We start from the raw sequence: 15,742 nt of genomic DNA, 5'->3' as shown, positions 1-15,742 counted from the left end.
TTCCGTTGTAGGCGGCCACGGAGGGTGCACCCATCGGCAGCGGGTGCCCAACTCGGAGGCGGCGCTGCCTATATTCGTTCGCGCTCGCGGCGCAGTCCCGGCTATACAAGGGCATATGGCGCTGCGCGTGGTCGTGATGACGTTCTTCCATCCCGCCTATCGCGTCGTCGCGGACTGGGCCGAACGGCACGGCCACCGGATCGTCCTCGTGGTCACCCCGCCGGTCGGCAGGTCCCTCCGGGGCGCCAACCCCCTCGTTCTCGACCTCCCGCCGGACGCCGACGTTCTGCTCACCGGGCGGCTCCGCCCCATCGCCACCCCGGCGATCACGGCCCTCGCCCCCGACCTCGTGGTCTCGGTCGCCTATCCGCGGCTGATTCCGCCGGAGATCATCGCGGTGCCGACGTGTGGGGCGTTCAACGTGCACCCGTCGCTCCTCCCCGAAGGCCGCGGCCCCAACCCGCAGCGCGCGGTGTACGAGGGTGCGACGACGATCGGCGCCACGACGCACCGGATCGCGCCGGAGTTCGACACCGGCGCGATCATGTCGCAGCGCGAAGCCACCCTCCCCGAAGAGCTGACCGCCGTGACGTTCCTCGCCGGCTGGCTCGACCTGATGGCGCAGACGCTCGAGGAGGGCGTGGCAAGCGCGCTGGCCGGAGAGCCGGGCAGGCCGCAGGATGCGGAGCGAGCCACCGAGGCAAGGCCGTTCACGATCGAGGAGAAGCTGCTCGACCTCACCGAGCCGGCAAGCGTCCTCGTCCGAAAGGCAGCTGCGCTGAACGTGATGGGCCCCGAAGCGAAGGTGCGCGTGGACGGCACTGAAGCCACCGTCCTCGCCGTGCGGCCGGCACCCGGCCAGGCGACGGCACCGGGCACCATCCTGGACAAGCACGAGGACGGCTGGACCGTCCAGACCGGCACGGACGCCCTGCGCATCGTCACCGTGGTCGCCTTACACGGCCAATGACCCCTCTACCTGGCGTCCACCCCACGTGAAGAGGCCAATGACCATGTAAACATGATCATTGGCCCCAGGGTGGGGTGGGGCGGGCAGGTCGAACCCACCGCCGGACGAAAGATCGAGGCGGGTTAGCTGCCCGGTCGGAGGTAGGCGAGGACCGCCATCACCCGGCGGTGGTCGGAGTCGGACGGGGCCAGGCCGAGCTTGGCGAAGATGTTGCTGACGTGCTTCTCGACCGCGCCCTCGGAGACCACGAGCCGCTGGGAGATCGCGGTGTTCGTACGTCCCTCCGCCATCAGCCCGATCACCTCGCGCTCGCGCGGCGTCAGCGTCGTCAAGGGATCGCGACGGGCGACGAGGAGCTGCGAGACGACCTCCGGGTCGAGCACCGTACCCCCGCCGGCGACGCGGTTGAGCCCGTCCATGAACTCGTCGACGTCGACCACGCGGTCCTTCAGCAGATAACCGACCGCGCCCACCTTGTCGGCGAGCAGGTCGGTGGCGTACGACTCCTCGACGTACTGCGACAGCACCAGGATCGGCGCCCCCGGTACGCGTTTGCGGGCCTCGATCGCGGCCCGCAAACCCTCGTCGGTGTGGCTCGGTGGCATCCGTACGTCGACGATGGAGATGTCCGGCCGGTGCTCCTCGATCGCCTCGACGAGCGTGGTGCCGTCGCCCACCGCGGCGACCACCGTGTGGTCGTGCTCCTCGACCAACCGGACCAGACCTTCTCGGAGCAGTACCGAATCCTCGGCGATCACGACCCGCATGGGGTCGAGGGTGTCACATCGGGCAGGGGATCTCGGCAGGGAGGCACAGCGTTGGGCCGCCCACTCGCTTTGGGGCCTTGGGGGTCACATCGGGCAGGGGATCTCGGCAGCAAGGATGGTCGGCCCGCCCACGGGGCTCTCGACGTCGAGCTTGCCGCCGATCGCGCGGACCCGGTCGACCAGCCCGGACAGCCCGTGTCCCTTCGCGGGATGGGCGCCGCCCACGCCGTTGTCGGTGATGATCACGCGGATGGACTCGGTCGTACGGGAGACGTCGACTCGGCAGTGCGTGGCCTGGCTGTGCTTCGCCACGTTGGTCAGCGCTTCGGCGACGACGAAGTACGCCGCGTTCTCCACCGCTGCGGGCAGCCGGCTGCCGCCCGGCATCGCGACCTCGAGGTCGACCGTCACCGTGCTCCGCGCCGCGACCGCTGCCAGCGCCGCGGCCAGACCGCGGTCGGCGAGGATCGGCGGGGCGATGCCACGCGACAGCGCGCGCAACTCGTCCAGCGTCTCGCGGGTCTGGGCGATCGCCTCGGCGATCAGCGGCTGGGCGGCGTCGGGGTCCTTCTGTAGCCGACGCTGGGCGGTGGACAGGTCCATCGCGAGGCGTACGAGTCGCTGTTGCGGGCCGTCGTGGATGTCGCGTTCGAGCCGGCGCAGCGCCGACGCCTCGGCCGACACCGCCGCGTCGCGGCTCTCGGCCAGGTCGGACACCTGCTCGTGCAGCACCTGCACCCGGTCGCTGGTCAGCATGAAGCGGGCCAGGCCGGACAGCATGCCGGAGCTGAACTTCACGATCGCGGGCAGCGTCACCAGGAAGATCACGCCGATGATCGTGCTCAGCAGGGCGTTCGCCGCCTTGCCCTCGCCGAAGCCGATGAGCTCGGCCAGGCCCTGGTCGCCGTCGCCGCCGTCCGGGATCGCCGGGTACCAGACGAACGACAACGTGCCGCCGACGCCCGCGCACCACCAGGTGACGGTGAGAATGAACGCCACGAGTGCGGGAACGAACGCGATGATGCCGTGTCCCCAGTCCGCCCAGCGCTGCGCCTGCGCCAGCATCCCGAACAGCTTCGAGAAGCCCTTGCGATCCTCGAGCGAACGGTACTGCGGGCGCTGCGCCGGCCAGCCCTGCACGTTGGTCAGCCGGCCCCGGTCGACGTCGGCGAAGACGCGCGAGATGCCCAACGTTCCGGCCAGAATCGGCAGGCCGAGCACGGTGACGAACGTCCCGATGCCGAGCAGGAACATGGGAAGCAGCACGACGAAGCGTGCGATCGCGATCGGGAACTCCGTGATCACGTAGAGGCTGCGGGCCCCGAGGCGACGCAGGAAGCTCTGCGTCTGCGGGGGGACGGCGGGCAAGGCGCTGGTCATGTCACTCACATTATGGAGCCGCGAAGCGTGGGGGCATCCGGCGGACAGGCGTCGTGAGGGTGGGGTTTCCCCTACCATCTGGGGCGATGACTGCGCCTCTGACCTTGGACGACGTGGCCGCCCACCTGCTCGCCCGCGGTGTGCTGGCCGCCCCGCCGGACTCGGTGTCGGTGCTGGCGGGCGGGGTGAGTGGGGCGACGTACCTCGTGACCGGCCCCTCGGAGCGGCTGGTGGTCAAGCAGCCGCTGCCGTTCCTGTCCGTCGCCGACGAGTGGCCGGCCCGGATGGAACGGGCGGCCGTCGAGGCTGCCGCGCTGTCGCTGGTGGGGACGTTGACGCCCGAGGTGGCGCCGCGGTTGCTGGACTTCGATCCGGAACGGTTCGTGCTGGTGATGGCGGCCGCGCCCGCGTCGTGGGTGGAGTGGCGGACCCAGCTGCTCGGCGGGACCGTGGTGTCGTGGGCGGGTACGACGTTGGGCTCGACACTGGGCCGCTGGCACTCCGCGACGGTCTCCGACCTACCTGAGGTGTTTACCTCGTTGGACGGCTTCCTGGAGCTACGCGGCGACCCGTACCACCGTACGGTCGCGGCCCGGCGTACCGACCTCGCGCCGCTCGTTTCGGCTTGCCTGGATGAGCTTCTGGCCGCGCCGACGTGCTTCGTGCATGGGGACTTCTCGCCGAAGAACGTGCTGATCGGGCCGGATTCGCTGTGGGCTTTGGACTTCGAGGTGGCGCACCGCGGTAACCCGGTCTTCGACGTCGCGTTCATGCTGCACCACCTGACGATGAAGGCGATCCACCTTCCCGCATTGGCGTCACCGCTGGAGGACTGTGCGCTGGCGTTCTGGCGCGCGTACGGCGACGCCGGCGGGCTTGCGCTCGACGAGCCAGCAGTCCTCCGCCACACCGGCGCCCTGCTGCTGGCCCGCGTGCACGGGAAGTCCCCCACCGCCTACCTCACGCCGGCCGAGGCCGAGCAGGTCTCGCTGCTCGGCGAGCGGGCGCTCCGAGGCGGGTTCGGCACGCTCGCGGAGCTGTTCGCGCGGTAGTCAGGGCCTCGCGCTACAGTTCGAGATCCGGACACTTGGGGGATCTCGGGCAGAGCTGTGGACATCCGACTGCTGGGGCCTGTCGAGGCCCGCGATGGCGACGACCGCGTGGTCGACCTGGGCCCCCGACAACAGCGGCTCGCGTTCGCCGTCCTGGCGCTCGAGGTCGGACGGGCCGTTCCGGTCAACCGCTTCGTCGACCTGATGTGGCCCGACGGTCCTCCGCGTACGGCACGTTCCTCAGTCCAGGTACGCATCTCCGGGCTCCGCGGCGCGCTCCGCGGCCTCGCCACCGTGCCGAGCTCCGGCGACGGCTACCTGCTCGACGTCGACCCCGAAGCGGTCGACGCGCACCGGTTCAAACGGCTCGTACGCCAAGCGCACCAAGCCACCGACGACCAGCAGCTCGTCGCCCTCCTCACCGAAGCCACCGACCTCTGGCGCGGGCCTGCGCTCGGCGGCGCCCTCACCGACGAGCTGCTGCGCGACCGCCTCACGCACGGACTCGAAGAGGCAAGGCTCGGCGCGATCGAGGACCGCATCGACGCCGAGCTGCGCCTCGGCCGCCATACCCGGCTGCTGGGCGAGCTCACCGACCTCGTCGAGGCACACGGCACCCGCGAACGCCTGGTCCGCCTGCACATGCTCGCGTCCCACCGCGCCGGCCAGACCGACCGCGCGCTCACCGCCGCGCGGACGTACCGCGACCTGCTCGCCAGCGAGTACAGCGGCAAGCCCACCAGCGAGCTCACCGACCTCGAGCAGGCGATCCGCCGCGCCGACCCCGCGCTGATCCCGGTCGACGTACCCGCACCACGACAGCCGAACGGTGCCGTCCCACCCGCCGAGCTCCCGCCCGCGGTCGCCGCGTTCACCGGCCGAACCGACGACCTGCTCGGGCTCGACGAGCTGCTCCCCAACCCCCAGGACGCCCGGCAGACCGCCGCTCTCGCCGTCATCGCGGGCACCGCCGGCGTCGGGAAGACCAGCCTCGCGGTGCACTGGAGCCACCGCGTCCGCGACCACTTCCCCGACGGCCAGCTGCACGTGGACCTGCGCGGGTACGCACCGGCGCCAGCCCTCACCCCGCACGAGGCGCTCGCCCAGTTGCTCCGCGGACTCGGCGTCGACTCCCGCGCCGTGCCCGTCGAAGTCACCGAGGCGACCGCGCTCTACCGTTCGGCGACCGCGGGCAAACGTGTGCTGGTGCTGCTCGACAACGCGATCGACGCCGAGCAGGTACGCCCGCTGCTGCCCGCCACCTCGGGGAGCCTCTGCCTGGTGACGAGCCGGGACCGCCTGTCCGGCCTCGTCGCCAGGGACGGCGCTCGACGGATTCTGCTCGACACGTTGAAGCCGGAAGAGGCGACGGCGCTGCTCGACTCGCTGCTCGGAAGGGACCGGCCGCGGGAACGCGCCTTGCTGCCCGAGCTCGCCGCTGCCTGCGCGTTTCTCCCACTGGCGTTGCGGATTGCGGCCGCACAGCTCGTCGACGACCCGCATCGTACGATCGCCGACTACCTCGTCGAGCTTCGCTCCGAGCCGCTCGCCGCGCTCCGGCTTGACGGCGACGACGCGGTCCAACGGGCGTTCGAGCTCTCCTACCAACGCCTCGGCGAAGCCGACCGGCGGATGTTCCGGCTGCTCGGCGTGATCCCCGGGCCGGACTTCACCGTCGACACCGCAGCCGCGCTGGCGTCCGTGACGTCGGGCGACGCGCGTGCTCAGCTCCGGCGCCTCGTCGCGGCGCACCTGCTGGAGCAGCACGCATCGCAGCGGTACCGCTTCCACGACCTGCTCCGCGAGTTCGCGCGCGCCCGGCTGACGTCGGAGGAGTCGGCAGCGACCGAGACGTTCGAACGCCTCCTCGCCTGGTACTACGCCCACTGCGACGGCGCTGTGACCCGGCTCGTGCCCGTTCACCAGGCGCCGGAGCTGCCGCCGCCGGACGTCGAGGCGGTCCCGTACGCCGACGAGGACGCCGCGATCGGCTGGCTCGAGGACGAGCGCCACGTGCTGCTGGCCGCCGTCGCGCACTGCGCCGAACAAGGCCCGTACGCCTGGGCCTGCCGGTTCGCCAACCGGCTGCGGCTGTACGCGAGCACCGTCAGCTCGGCCGACGAGCTCGCGCTGGCCGAGGCCGGCGTGATCGCCGCCGACCGGCTCGACGACCCGGTGTTCCAGGCCCGTGCGTACGCCAACCTCGGCGTGGTCAGAGCCAAGCTCGACTCCGCGGCTGGCCTGCCGTTCATCAAGCGGGCTTTGGAGTTCGCTCAGGCCACTGGCGACCTGGAGGAGATCGCGAACGCTAAGAACAACCTCGGGCTCGTCCACATGCAGCTCGGTGAGCTGCCGGTCGCGCAGGAGCTGTTGACCGAGTGCATCGCGATGCGGAGGCAGGCGCGCGAGCCGTTCCCGTTGCAGCTGCTGAACCTCGGGTACGTCGAGTCGCTCCTCGGCCGGCTGCACGTCGCGCGCGACCATCTCGCGGAAGCTGCGGCCACGATCCAGCAGGGCGACCAGCGGTACGCGGCGGACACCTTGGACACGTTCGCCGACGTGACCTACGCGCTCGGAAGACCCCTGGTGGCGTTGGAGATTCTCGACCAGGCGCTCGATGTCGCGACCTCGACGAACAACCGGCGCGCTGAGGGCGGGATCCTCAAGACGCGCGCGGCGGTGTTGGGCTCGATCGGCCGGTTCGACGAGGCTTTCGCCTTGGTGAGCAGGAGTCTGGAGATCGCGTCGGAGATCCGGGCGGCGGAGAATCTCGGTCAGGCGTTGACCGTTCTGGCTCGGATCGAGCAGCGACTCGGACGGTTCGACGCGTCCGCGCGGCACTACGCCGAGGCGGTGGAGGCGAGCCGCGACGGGCGCTACCACCACGCGTACGTCGAGGCGCTGCTCGGGCAGACGACGGGTCACGCCGATCGCGGTGACCTCGTGGCCGCCGACAGGCAGGCGCGGAGGGTGCTCGAACTCGCGCAGGCGAGCAGCTACCGCGTGTGCGAGGGCGACGCGCGGGTCGCGCTCGCGTGGACCGCGTTGTCGATGGGCGAGGCGCTCGCCGCGGAGGGCCACGCCCGTGCCGGCTGCCAGCTCCACCGGGAGACCGGGCATCTGCTCGGTCTGGCGTGGGCGTTGGCGGCGTTGGCGGACGCGCTGTTGGCGCGCGGTGCGACGGCCGAGGGGCAGGGGTCGCTGCGGGAGGCGCACGAGTCGTTCGTCGCGTGCGGCGCGGCACCACAGGTGGCGATCACGACGCGCCGACTGGCGGAGCTCACGCCCGCGTAGCCGGTTCCCAGACGCGGTCCTCGGTGACGATCGCGGTGATCAGGTCGGCGGGGGTGACGTCGAACGCGGGGTTGAACGCCTTGGCGCCGTCCGGGACCAAGTCGCCGAGCTCGGCAGCGTCCCGTTCCTCGATCGCGATGTCCTTGCCGGTAAGGGTTTTGGCGTCGATCGTGGACTCCGGCGCGACGACCAGGAACGGCACGCCGTGGTGCTTCGCGGCGAGGGCGAGCGGGTACGTGCCGATCTTGTTGGCGACGTCGCCGTTCGCCGCGATCCGGTCCGCGCCGACGACCACCGCGTCGCTCCTGCCTTCGGCGAGCGCGGTCGCGGCGGCGGAGTCGGGCAGGATGCAGTACGGGACGCCCGCCTCGGCGAGCTCGAACGCGGTGAGCCGCGCGCCCTGCAGCAGCGGGCGGGTCTCGTCGACGAGGACCTCTTCGATCGCGTTCTCGTTGGCGAGATGCCAGACGACGCCGAGCGCGGTGCCCCAGCCCGCGGTCGCGAGCCAGCCGGTGTTGCAGTGGGTGTGCAGCCTGAGCTTGCGTCTCGTCGTGTGGGCCTTGACGTACTCGGCCGCGCGGAACGACGCGCGCTTGTTGATCTCCTCGTCGGCCTTGGCCAGCCGTTGCGCTCTGGCGAGGACCTGCTGTGGTCCGTTCGGCAGCTCCTTCAAGGCCTGCTCGACGCCCCACCTCAGGTTGACCGCGGTGGGCCTCGCTCGCGCGAGCCGTTCGGCCAGCTCGCTCGCGTCGTCGCGGCCGGCGACGAGCGCCACGCCGAGCGCCCCCGCCACCCCCAGCGCGGGTGCGCCGCGGACGGCCAGCCGCTGGATCGCGTCGATCAGCTCGTCCACGTTGGTGATTCGTTGGGTGGCGAACGTCCCCGGCAGCAGCGTCTGGTCGACGATCACGATCGCGTCGCCGTCCCACTCGATAGCCCTCCGCATGCCCCTCAGTCTCGCGGCTAGCTCGCGCGCAGCAACTCGCGGCCCAGCGGGGTGAGCGTGTGCTGGACGGACTGGCCGAGGCGGTTCGTCGCCACCAGCCCCGCGCCGCGCAGGACGGCGGTGTGTTGGCTGATGGCGGCGGAGGAGACGTCGAGGCGGACCGCCAGGCGGCCGGTCGACGTGGGCAGGGTGAGGAGCTCCAGCAGGCGGGCTCTCGTACCGCCGAGCAGCTTGCCCAACCGTTCTTCGCCCTGTCGCGGTTGCGGGATCGCGTCGTCGGCGGCCGCGGGGTAGACGAGGACGGGGGAGCGGTCGGTGTCGATCAGGGTGATGGGGCTGCCCCAGCAGAAGTACGCCGGCTGCAGCACGAGCCCTCGTCCGGCCAGGTCGAGGTCGTGGTCGAACGGGTAGTCCGTCTCCAGCACCGGCGCCCGCCAGCGGATCGAAGGATGCAGGGACGACAGCACCGCCCCGACGCCGTTGTCCGTCAGCTGGGTGGACCTCATTGCCCGGTCGGTCTCGATCGCCTGGTGGATTCGTGGCCAGCGCGGCGCGATCGCGAGGTCGTAGTACTGCCGCAGCATCTCGACGGTCCCCTTGGCGTTGCCGCGTTCGTACAGCCCGTTCGCCCAGGTCGGGACGCGTTGGCGCCGGAACGTTCGCGCCAGGTCCTTGCGGAGCGCGGCCTTGCCGTACCCGAGCATCGCCTCGAGGTGCGCCTGCGGGGCGGGATCCTCAAGCTGTGGGGTGAGGAAGTCGGGGAAGTTCGAGCCGGGCGGGGCAAGCGTCGCCGCGGCTCGGATGGCGCCGGCGTACGCACGGTCGTCGGTGCCCGTGCGCAGCACGTCCCGCCGCCAGCCGGCGAACCGGGACGGCAACCTGGCCGCCTGCAGGCTGTTGATCGAGAGCATGAGCTCCCACGACGGGTGGGCGTGCCGGGCGACGGTGACCCGGCTGACGTCCTCGAAGCTGAACCTGATGCGCAACATCGCGTCCCTCTGCGGCTGCCGGCGTTGTCTCGTCGGACAGCCTGCAGGGGGTCGCCTACAGCTCGCTTACACGCGGCTTATCCGCCTGGCGCTGGTCGTACGCCGATCGGGCCTCGTCGATCTGGTCGGAGTGGTCGTATGACCAGGACACCAACGTGCACACGCTCGCCAGCAGCGTCTGCCCCAGCTCAGTGAGCGCGTAGTCGACCCGCGGCGGTACGACCGGGTGGACCGTACGGCTGACGATGCCGTCCCGCTCCAGCCCGCGCAGGGTCGCGGTGAGCATCCGCTGGCTGATGCCGGTGACGTCACGGCGGAGCTCGGTGAATCGCACCGTCTCGTTGCTGAGCCTTCGGATCACGAGCAGCGACCACTTGTCGCCGATGCGGTCCAGGATGTCCCGCGCCTTGCAAGCGCGACGGTGGTCGTCGGGGTCGGACGCCACCGACGCTAGCTCGGCGACGTTGGCGAGGTTCGCGGGCCGATCGTTCGAGGCCATGGGTTATCTCCAGGGAACCGAGGCAGAAAAAAGTGCCGTCTTTCGCGTCTGTCCATAGTTACGCATCATGAGGTTAGTTACTAGTAGGAACCACCTGGTGAGAAGGGGATCACATCTCATGACCGTCGCGTCACTGACCTTGGACGAGACGTTTGCCCAGCCCGCGACGGAGGAGCGGATCCTCCGGGCGGCCGAGGCCCTGAAGGCCAACAACTTCTCCGCGCACGTCGTCGACTCCGCCGCCGACGCGCGCGTTCTCTTGCACGGACTGCTGCCCAAGGACAAGGAGATCTTCACCGCGAACAGCGAGACCCTGCGAGTGTCGGGGATCGCTGCCGACATTGACGATGGCGGCTCCTTCCGCTCGGTACGGTCGAAGCTGGTCGGCTTGGAGGGCGACATCCGCGCGCAGATCGCGTCGGGCGCGGCACCGGACGTCGTGGTCGGCAGCGTCCACGCGGTGACCGAGTCCGGCTTGATGCTCGCCGCCTCCGCGAGCGGCAGCCAACTCGGCCCGTACGCGGCGGGAGCGGAGAAGGCCTTCTGGATCGTCGGCGCACAGAAGATCGTGGCTGATCTGGATGCCGCGCTTCGGCGGGTCCGCACTTATAGCCTGCCGCGCGAGTACGAGCGGATCTACGCCGCGACTGACGGCCGCTTCGAGTCGTTCATCGGCAAGATCTTGATCATGGAGCGGGAGTACCTGCCAGACCGCTCCACCGTGATCCTGGTGCGGGAGGAGATCGGCTTCTGACGGCTTTGCTAGGAGGGCACCTTCCCGCGCGAACGGTGAAGGTGCCCTTCTCGCGTTGTCCGGGGTTTGGTGCTCTCTTGGTGCGGTGTCGCGATGAGCGCTCTCCGGCCGTTTGGTGCTCTCGGGGGCCTGTGGCGGCGGTCGATGGTGGTGGCCGGTCCGGGGCGCGTCAAGGGCGCCGTTTGGACGGGCGCTTCGCGCGGGAGCAAACGACGTCGCTTCGCGATCGCTTTGCGACCCTTGACTCGCCCCGGCCCGGCCACCTGTTTTCACGCGCCGCCCCTGCCCCCCGGAACAGGTGTCCCGGGGGAGGTTCCTTCTTGCTTAGGTCTGTTGCCGTGCTCGCGTTGCTTGTTGGCTTCCCCCGGTCTCTTGTGGTGACGATGAAGCCGGGTGGTTCCGTCCCCACTGTTTTGAATGAAGGGCACCTTCATTCAATAGGTTTGTATGAAGGTGCCCTTCATGCAAACCGCTCCGCCGATCAGCTGGCGGGCGCGACCCGGTCGCCGCGCTTCGGACTCATGGGGGCGCTCACTCAGACTCGGGCGCCGAAGCCGGTCCGGCGTCGACCACCTCGCTGCTCAAAGCGGAAAGCAGCTCGGGATCCGCCCACACCTCTGCCGTGTTGCGCCATTGAGCGATCACAGTCAGCGCCGGTGCGGGATTGTCCAGCTCCACACTCGCGTCGAAGACCGCGATCAGCTCCTTGAGGAACAGCACCAAGTCGTCCTGTGGCAGGAATCGCACCCATGGGAACACCGCCGGCAGGAGATCGACCAGATGGTGCGAGCGCAGCCCGGGGTCACGCATCACCGCGAAGAACAGACGCCGCGCGATCTCGACGAGCTCATGTTCCTGGCTCGCCCGGCTCGCCGTGATCAGCACCAGGTCCTCGCCGTCGCGTCGACGAATGCGCAGAGCGCGGTGACGATCCGCCTCGAGCCTCTCGACGGTCGGCGTGGGCTTGTTGAGCAGGTCGGACCAGCTCACCTCGGACAGTGCGGCCATGACTTCGAAACTAGTTGAAAGGTTCGACCCGCGCAAGTGATCACAGACGGAAGGGCGCCTTCACCGCGAGCGGTGAAGGCGCCCTTCTCGTTGCGAACGATCTAGCGGGCGAGGGCGCCCATGGGGTCCCAGGCGGGGAGCACGATGGGGGGCTCGCCCAGCACGTCGGCCAACGCTGGGGGCAAGAGGTTGCGGCGGACGGCGATCTCGAAGACGTACTCGTCGAACCACGAGTCGTTCATCGTGTAGAACCCCTGATCCGCGTCCTTGTCGCCCCAGCTGTTCTCCACGCGCCAGCGGCCGGGGATGTCGTCGGTCACATCGACGCCGGTGAAGAGCATCGCGTGGGTCATCTGGCTCTCGTGGAACATCAGCCGGTCGGACTTGCTCAGGTCGAACGACGTCCCGTAGACCGCCTCGTGGTCATAGAGCTTCGCGTCCCAGATCCCCACGTCGCCGCGCATCATCTTGCCGACGTCGCAGCCGAACCAGACCGGCTCGCCCGACACGATTGTGCGCATCGCGAGCTGTTTCATCAACGATACTTCGACGTTCAGATACGTCACCGGGGCACCGCCCACGACGTTGCCCAACCGGTCGACGGTGAACGTACGGCCGACCGGGCTCGACGGCCGCGGGTCGTGCACCAGGCAGACGTACTCGTCCAACGGCAGCTTCACGTACTTCGAAGCGAACTCCTGCGGCGTCAGCTCGCCGTCGCGGTGGAACACGCGGTCCTTGTCGGTCCACTGCCACACGAACTTGTCCGGCGGCGTGCCCAGGTGGATCGACAGCACCCGGTGCACGACGTCGAGGATCTCCTTCTTACGGTCGCGAAGCGACTCCAACGCGTCCGCGTTGGAGCCCAGCTCGCCATGCAGCGCGCGGATGTCGCGGGCGCCCTGGCGGAGGACGCGGCGGACGATCTCGTTCATCCGCTGCGTCGCCGACGAGCTCTGCGTCTCCGGCATCGCCTGCTTCGGAACGAGCCCGTGCTTCTTCACCAGCGCGACGAACATGTTCCACTGGCCGCCGTCGTTCGACACCTCGTCGAGCAGGTACGCCACCGTACGGTCGTCGCCGTCGCGCGAGGCGGTGTCGATGATCGCCTCGATGAAGTAGTTCGCGCGCTCGAGCTTGTCCCAGAACATGATGTGGTTCTGGGAGAACTCGAAGTCCTTGAGGTTCATCGCCTGCATCGCGCCGACGCGCAGCAGGTTGAGACCGGCGAACAGCCAGCAGCGGCCGCTGCTCTTCTGGTTCGTGACCTTCCAGTCGTCGAGCAGGTGCGAGACGGTGTGGTCGGTCCGTACGACGATCTCGCGGTCGAGGGCGACGTCGTCGATCGTGGTCTGCGTGACGGCGTTCTGGACGACCCGGTACGCGGGATCGCGAGCGAACTCCTTCCGCAAAGCGTCGATGTCCGCCGGCGTGATCGCGCCGTCCATATGCCGCCCCCTCCAGGGTTCGTCGCAGTCGGTCCGAAGCCAGTCTTCAGTCTGTAGTGACTCTGGGATCGACTGTAACCCTGTGATCGGACGTGATCATCCTTCGACCGTGCGTGACCGGATCCGGTCGCACGCGGCCGCGACCTCGCGGGCGAGCAGCTCCGGCGCCGTCAGGTTCGCCGCGTGACCTTGTTTCGGCAGCACGACCTTCTCCGCGTGCGGCACCGCCTCCAGGCAGGCCGCGACCAGTCCGGCGATGTACGGGGAGCTTCGCTCGCCGGTGAGCACGGTGGTCGGTGCGGTGATCCGGGAGTACCGCTCGTGGTGGCCGCCCAATAGATGGATGGCCCGGGCGTCGTAGATCTGCCGCGGCACGAGCCCGCGGTACGTCCGGCGGATCGCGAGATAGACACCCGAGAGCGCGGCCACGGCAGCGGGCAGCTTGATGACGTCGCGGAGGAAGATCGCCATCGGCTTGCCGATCTTCCCGCGTTCGAGCGCCGCCATCGCGTCGCGGACCGGCTCGGCCCACGAGCCCGGCGGAATCTCCAACGCCGCCTCGTAGATCACGGCGCCGGCGAAAGGTAGCTCGAGCATCGACTCGAGCGCGAGCACGCCGCCGGACGAGTGCCCGACCACGACCACCGGCCCGTCCAGCAGGGCGGCGATCGCGCGAACGTGCTCGACCTCCTCGGCCATCGTCACCGGCCCAGGCAGGTCGAGCCGATACTGCCGGCGGATCAGCCGGACGACCCGGAACCGGTCCGCGAGGAGCCCGGCGACCCGTCCCCAGCGGGTGCCGTCGTCCATGCCCGCATGGAGAACGAGGATCGCCGGGCCCTCGCCCTCGTCGTACGCCCGGACCTCCGTGCCGTCCGCGGCCGTCGTGGTCAGCATCGTCGTCGCCTCCTTAGCATCGCTAAGGAGGACCTTAGCACTGCTAAGGTCGTGTGTCATGCAGAAGGATCTGACGCGGGCGTCGGTGGTCGAGGCCGCGTTGGATCTGCTCGACGAGGTCGGGCTGGACGCGCTGTCGATGCGCCGGCTCGCGGCGAAGCTAGGCGTACAGAATCCCGCGCTGTACTGGCACTTTCGCAACAAGCAGGAGCTGCTCAACGAGATGTCCAGGGCGATGCTCGAGCCGAGCCTGGGGCCGCCGCGGGCGGGCGAGACCTGGCAGGAGTGGCTCAACCGGCGCGCCCACCTGTACCGGTCGATCCTGCTGGGCCGGCGCGACGGCGCGCGGGTCATCGTCGGCGGCAACCCCGGGCCGAGCGTCGGCCGGAAGTTCGAGCAGGAGCTCAGGATCATGATCGCCTTCGGATTCGGGCCGGCCGCGTCGATGCTCGCGATCGGGGCGATCAGCCACTACACCACGGGATTCGTGCTCGACGAGCAGTCGCGCGAGCACGATCCCAGCCCGGAACGGATCGCCGCGCTCGCGGAGGAGTACCCGACGGTGGTCGCCGCCGTACGCGAGGGTGGGACGCCGACGAGCGACGACGCGTACGCGTACGGCCTGCGGCTGCTGATCGACGGGATGGCCGAGCGGCAGGATGGGTCCCGTGGCTGACGAATCCCCTTCCACCGAGCCCGATTACCGCTTCACGTTGGCGAACGAGCGCACGTTCCTCGCCTACCTGCGGACAGCCCTGGCGCTGGACGCGGCAGGTCTCGCGGCGGTGCAGTTCCTCACGTCCCTGCACGAGGAGTGGGCGCGCCGCCTGGTCGGCGCGGTCCTCGCGGTGGCAGGCGTGATCGCGGCGGTGGGCGCGTACCTGCGCTGGCGGCAGAACGTTGCCGCGATGCGGCAGAGCCGGGCACTCCCCGCGACGATCATGCCGCTCGGCCTCGCGGTCGCGGTCGTGCTGGTGTCGGCCGCCGCAGTCTATCTCGTGGTCGCGGGATGACCGGGGCCGTCGAGTCGGGGGCGCAGCTCGAGCGCACGGCGCTCGCCTGGAACCGGTCGCTGCTGGCCCTCGCTGTCAACGGAGCGCTGCTGATCAGGGCGGCGTCAATGTCGGGAACGTGGGCCGCCGTGGTGGGTGTCGCCGTGCTCGCCGCGACCGGCGTGCTGTGGTTGGTGACCAGTGGGACGTACCGGAAGCTGCGCGGACAGCGTCCGGGCAGCCTGCTGGCTAGCCCCTCGTTCGCGCTCGGCTTCACGGCGTTCGTCGCCCTGGTGGGAATGGTCGATATAGTCGTAATCGCGACATATAGGTACTGAATTTTCACTGAATCTGGCAACGTCTGGCAAGCGGTTGCCACCCGGAACCAGCCGGCATGACCGGTTGGGCGGAGAAGGAGATGACTCGTTCGGGTCATGCCCAAAATCGCCCCCGGTCCTTACGCTGGACGCATTGGGGAGCTCGTACCGGCGGGGGGTCGGCGCGCTCGGGTTTGCGAAGGAGGTGCTCGGGTGGTTCAGCACCCCGACGCGCGCGTGCACGACCTGGTCGCGTTGGACGAGATCGAGCTGTGCACCGAGCTGATCATCGCGGCGTCGTCGAGCGACGAGCCGCTCTCCCAGGAGCAGATCGACGCCGTTCTGGGGCTCGGCCAGCACTAGGCCCCCATCGACAACGGCTCGTAGTCGCCACCTCGCGCACCGTGACACGTACGCCGCTCACCCGGT

General features: G+C 69.7%; 16 protein-coding genes. 8 read left to right on the top strand and 8 right to left on the bottom strand.

Annotation, left to right across the window (positions count from 1 at the left end; translation table 11 throughout):
- Positions 1–115: 115 nt before the first annotated feature.
- Complete coding sequence (locus JOD67_RS02885) at positions 116–970, top strand: methionyl-tRNA formyltransferase (RefSeq protein WP_205114724.1); 855 nt, start codon at positions 116–118, stop codon at positions 968–970.
- Positions 971–1,092: 122 nt separating this feature from the next.
- Here JOD67_RS02885 and JOD67_RS02880 read toward each other — a convergent pair whose 3' ends face one another.
- Together JOD67_RS02880 and JOD67_RS02875 are read right to left on the bottom strand one after the other, a co-directional pair.
- Complete coding sequence (locus JOD67_RS02880; protein WP_205114722.1) at positions 1,093–1,737, bottom strand: response regulator; 645 nt, start codon at positions 1,735–1,737, stop codon at positions 1,093–1,095.
- A gap of 84 nt (positions 1,738–1,821) precedes the next feature.
- Entirely contained in the window at positions 1,822–3,117 is a 1,296-nt protein-coding gene (locus JOD67_RS02875) for a sensor histidine kinase (protein WP_205114720.1), read from the bottom strand.
- 86 nt (positions 3,118–3,203) lie between these two features.
- On the opposite strand from JOD67_RS02875, the gene JOD67_RS02870 reads away from it, so the two are divergent.
- Both JOD67_RS02870 and JOD67_RS02865 read left to right on the top strand, forming a co-directional pair.
- Positions 3,204–4,169 carry a phosphotransferase family protein gene (locus JOD67_RS02870; protein ID WP_205114718.1) on the top strand — a complete coding sequence of 322 codons (966 nt, stop codon included), beginning with the start codon at positions 3,204–3,206 and terminating at the stop codon, positions 4,167–4,169.
- A gap of 57 nt (positions 4,170–4,226) precedes the next feature.
- A complete protein-coding gene (locus JOD67_RS02865) occupies positions 4,227–7,463 on the top strand; it encodes an AfsR/SARP family transcriptional regulator (protein WP_205114716.1) in 3,237 nt (1,078 codons plus the stop codon).
- Here the strand turns inward: JOD67_RS02865 and mtnA are convergent.
- Genes mtnA through JOD67_RS02850 form a run of 3 tightly spaced genes read right to left on the bottom strand, consistent with a single transcriptional unit; the run spans position 7,450 to position 9,897 of the window.
- Positions 7,450–8,409 (bottom strand): S-methyl-5-thioribose-1-phosphate isomerase, encoded by a 960-nt coding sequence (mtnA, locus tag JOD67_RS02860; protein ID WP_205114714.1) that lies wholly within the window; start codon positions 8,407–8,409, stop codon positions 7,450–7,452. The two genes, JOD67_RS02865 and mtnA, sit on opposite strands and share 14 nt — an antisense overlap.
- Positions 8,410–8,426: 17 nt before the next feature.
- Positions 8,427–9,398 carry an ArsR/SmtB family transcription factor gene (locus JOD67_RS02855; RefSeq protein WP_205114712.1) on the bottom strand — a complete coding sequence of 324 codons (972 nt, stop codon included), beginning with the start codon at positions 9,396–9,398 and terminating at the stop codon, positions 8,427–8,429.
- Positions 9,399–9,453: 55 nt separating this feature from the next.
- Positions 9,454–9,897 carry a winged helix-turn-helix transcriptional regulator gene (locus tag JOD67_RS02850; protein ID WP_205114710.1) on the bottom strand — a complete coding sequence of 148 codons (444 nt, stop codon included), beginning with the start codon at positions 9,895–9,897 and terminating at the stop codon, positions 9,454–9,456.
- 118 nt (positions 9,898–10,015) lie between these two features.
- Here JOD67_RS02850 and JOD67_RS02845 point away from each other — a divergent pair, with 118 nt between their 5' ends.
- A complete protein-coding gene (locus tag JOD67_RS02845) occupies positions 10,016–10,651 on the top strand; it encodes an LUD domain-containing protein (RefSeq protein ID WP_205114708.1) in 636 nt (211 codons plus the stop codon).
- 531 nt (positions 10,652–11,182) lie between these two features.
- Here JOD67_RS02845 and JOD67_RS02840 read toward each other — a convergent pair.
- From JOD67_RS02840 to JOD67_RS02830, 3 genes are all read right to left on the bottom strand, one after another.
- The gene (locus tag JOD67_RS02840) at positions 11,183–11,659 is read right to left on the bottom strand and encodes a hypothetical protein (RefSeq protein WP_205114699.1); all 477 of its coding nucleotides are present in this window, start codon (positions 11,657–11,659) and stop codon (positions 11,183–11,185) included.
- Positions 11,660–11,760: 101 nt separating this feature from the next.
- Positions 11,761–13,107, bottom strand: a complete 1,347-nt coding sequence (locus tag JOD67_RS02835) for a C1 family peptidase (protein WP_205114697.1) — start codon at positions 13,105–13,107, stop codon at positions 11,761–11,763.
- 96 nt (positions 13,108–13,203) lie between these two features.
- Entirely contained in the window at positions 13,204–14,004 is an 801-nt protein-coding gene (locus JOD67_RS02830) for an alpha/beta fold hydrolase (protein WP_205114692.1), read from the bottom strand.
- Between the two features lie 58 nt (positions 14,005–14,062).
- On the opposite strand from JOD67_RS02830, the gene JOD67_RS02825 reads away from it, so the two are divergent.
- The 4 genes from JOD67_RS02825 (at position 14,063) to JOD67_RS02810 (ending at position 15,676) form a co-directional block, all read left to right on the top strand.
- On the top strand, positions 14,063–14,680 hold the full coding sequence (locus JOD67_RS02825) for a TetR/AcrR family transcriptional regulator C-terminal domain-containing protein (RefSeq protein ID WP_205114691.1): 618 nt from the start codon (positions 14,063–14,065) through the stop codon (positions 14,678–14,680).
- A complete protein-coding gene (locus JOD67_RS02820) occupies positions 14,673–15,017 on the top strand; it encodes a YidH family protein (RefSeq protein ID WP_307782253.1) in 345 nt (114 codons plus the stop codon). The genes JOD67_RS02825 and JOD67_RS02820 overlap by 8 nt, the downstream gene beginning before the upstream one ends.
- A complete protein-coding gene (locus JOD67_RS02815; RefSeq protein ID WP_205114689.1) occupies positions 15,014–15,334 on the top strand; it encodes a DUF202 domain-containing protein in 321 nt (106 codons plus the stop codon). The genes JOD67_RS02820 and JOD67_RS02815 overlap by 4 nt, the downstream gene beginning before the upstream one ends.
- A gap of 192 nt (positions 15,335–15,526) precedes the next feature.
- The gene (locus JOD67_RS02810) at positions 15,527–15,676 is read left to right on the top strand and encodes a hypothetical protein (protein ID WP_205114688.1); all 150 of its coding nucleotides are present in this window, start codon (positions 15,527–15,529) and stop codon (positions 15,674–15,676) included.
- Positions 15,677–15,742: the final 66 nt, after the last annotated feature.

It is taken from the genome of Tenggerimyces flavus (assembly GCF_016907715.1).
Classification (GTDB): Bacteria; Actinomycetota; Actinomycetes; order Propionibacteriales; family Actinopolymorphaceae; genus Tenggerimyces; species Tenggerimyces flavus.
The sequence above is the reverse complement of the archived record's forward strand: the minus strand, read 5'-3'. Positions and strand labels throughout refer to the sequence as shown.